The following is a 2,831-nucleotide window of genomic DNA, read 5'->3' as shown; positions in this document are numbered from 1 at the left end:
GGCCACAACGACCTCATCGCCCGGCTCGAAGCTGCGCGACTCCAGATATTGCTCGCCATTGTCGAGGCTCACGTCAAAAAGATGAATCTTGTCGTAGCGCGCCACGCGTTCCCCGCGATCGTTGAACAGCAGACAGGCGGCACGCACCTTGTTAGCGCTCTTCGCGGCGAGCGGTATCGTACCGCCCACGAGCCAGACACGGTGCCGGCGCGCCTGTGCGGCAAGAAATTCCTGAATCGGGCCTTGACCGTCCTTTTCGACCGCCGTCAGCCGGTCGGCGTCGTTACGCGGCATGATCGCGAAATTCTCGGGCAGCACGACCAGCCTGGCACCGTCGGATACCGCCGCGTCGATAAGCCGCGCGGCTTCGTCGAGGTTCTCCGATACCACCGGACCGGATACCATCTGGACCGCCGCCACGCGCGTCACGTCACGCCTCCGTGGCCGGCACCGATGAAACGGTTTGCGCGGGGGAGATCAGGGATTGAAACAACAGGGAAAAGAAAAATAAAACTTCGCCGCATGCCGCTAGGATATCATCGAACGCCGCCTTCATCACCCGCTTTCGACGGCGTCGCCGGGGATTTTGATTCTTTGTTTTTCACCAGCTTGGTGATCGCCGGAGTGCCCCACGGGCCCTTCACCACATAGGTGATGCGGGTGCCCGCCTCGATCTGCTTCTTGAAAATCTTCTGCGCCGCCAGCACCACCGCGGCCACCTGCGGACCCCAGACGCCCCACGTGGCGAGCGTGACGGTGTCGCTCAATTTCGGCTCCAATTCGATGGCCAGATCGTAATCCTCCGCCGCCAGACCTACCCGCCCGCCGATATCGATCTGTGTCGCCGGCCCGCGGATGGAAAAATTGTGGGTATAGGCATTGCCTTTTTCGATGCTTATCTCTCCATTAATCCGATTATAGATAAACCCCTTGCCGAACACCGGACTGAAATCGAGCGTCAGGTAACGGCTGACGGCGCTCAAGTCGAGCAGGCCAAAGAGACGGCCGGCGCCCTGCTTGACCTGCAGGAAACGGCCCTTTTTCGCCGATATCTCGACGCCACCGCTCAGGGTAGTGAGCTGGACATTCGCCGGCGATCCCGGCCACGACAAATGCGATTTCACGGACACCTCGCCGCCCGACATCTGATCCGGCACGCCAAAAGCCTCCATGGTCTTGCCCATGTCGGCACTGTTGAACTCGATAACAAAAGCACTGGCATGGTTGTTGTTGACGAATTGCCAGTCGCCGCTGACATTCAGCTTCATTTCAGGCCGTGACAGATTGAATCGTCTGATTTGCCAGCCGGACTCACCGGGGCCCGCCATGAAATCGAGTTCGCCCAGTTGTTTGTCGCTCAGCTGAAAGGATTTGCTGCGCAGCTCCACCGTGGGCAGCCGGCGCGGGTCGGTCTTCTCATCACGGCGTTCGTGTTGCTTGTCCGGCAACACCAGGCGCGTCAGATCGAGTTCGAACCTGGCGGCGGGGCCTTTGCCGGAAAATTTCACGCTGCCGGCCATGGAAGCACCGCCGACATTGCCGCTCCAGATATCGCGGTTGCGGGTGAAATCGAGCGAGAGATTTCCGAACCGGCGATCGAACATGTTGAACGAGCGCACTTCGGCGCTCACACGGCTGAGCAACGTCGGGATACCGCCGGAACCATCGCCCAACAACGGCCACCACTGATCGATATCCACTTCATCCAGACGGGCGCTCACGTGCAGACCGCGTTCTTTCGGCAGCGCCACCGATTCTTCGCCGAAGCCGATCCGGCCGCGCGTCAGGCTCCAGCCGTCTGTCTCGCGTCCGAACAGGAGTCTACCGCTCATGCGATTGCCCACGCTGACCCCCAGCATAATATTGTCACGCGTGCTCGACTCGGTGCGGACAATAAGTTTTTCCTCGGCCAGTCCCTTCGGCCGGTCGAGCGGCGCCGGGAGCGATATTTTCAGATTTCGCAGCTCGGCTTCGGCGCGCAGGTCGCCCATGTCATTGCTCCACCGCCAAGTGGCATTCCAGTTGACGCCACCCGAAACGCGCGCGGCGATCTGAGCGCCCAGCAGGGGCGCGACCCCCGGCGCGGAAATAACGCCCTCTCCGTGAATGCGCAGCTGGCCCTTGTCCTGGCCCGCGGCCAGAACCGTTTCGCCGCCGAGAAACCGTGACCGCAAAGCACCTTCACGGATACCCGACTCCGTGAAGCGCACGCTGCCCTCAAGTCCCTCGGCCACCACGCCGGTGCCGGGAAACCGCAGCGTGCTTTTCAGGAAACGGTATTCGCCGTTAATCGCCGTGGAGTGCACATCGCCCAGGGGAATCGTCAGATCCAGACTGAGCGCACCCTCGCCAACACCCTGCAACCCGGCCGGTACATAGGCAAGCCAGCGCGCCGTGCCGGGCTCGGGCTTGACCTCGCGCAGGACGTTCAATGTGTCGTTGACCGGACCGGTGACCTTGCCACCCACGTGCACAACGCGATGACCATCGCTGGTATCCCGGGCCTGGACCACAACCTGGCTCGCGTTGAGACTGCCGATTTTGCCGGTGCCGGTCACCAGCACCTCGGAGTTGTTGACGGCAACGTCGACCTCTCCCTGCTTGATCGGTTCCCAGCCGGGCAGGAATTGGTAAACCGCGCGGCGTACGTGTCCGCGTAATTCGAATTTGCCCGAGTGATTGCGAAAAGGAAAATCGTGGATGGGTCCGTCATAAACCAGATAACCCTGGGTAATCTCGCCAGCGACGAAGGACCGCTCCATCCACGCCAGCGTGGCGGGTGACAAATGATAAACCGGGTAGTAGCGCGCGGCATGCGCGCCGTTTCCGTC

2 protein-coding genes are annotated in these 2,831 nt (G+C 61.4%); both read right to left on the bottom strand.

Going from position 1 to position 2,831, the window contains the following annotated elements; all coding sequences use genetic code 11:
- Positions 1-429: nitrilase-related carbon-nitrogen hydrolase (locus ACC569_RS14440; protein WP_372524223.1), on the bottom strand; the 429-nt coding region annotated here is incomplete at its 3' end.
- 107 nt (positions 430-536) lie between these two features.
- Positions 537-2,831 (bottom strand): YhdP family protein (locus ACC569_RS14435; RefSeq protein ID WP_372524222.1); only part of this gene is annotated, 2,295 nt, incomplete at its 5' end.

The organism is Sulfuricaulis sp. (assembly GCF_041499725.1).
GTDB lineage: Bacteria > Pseudomonadota > Gammaproteobacteria > Acidiferrobacterales > Sulfurifustaceae > Sulfuricaulis.
This window is presented reverse-complemented; position numbering and strand designations above follow the sequence as displayed.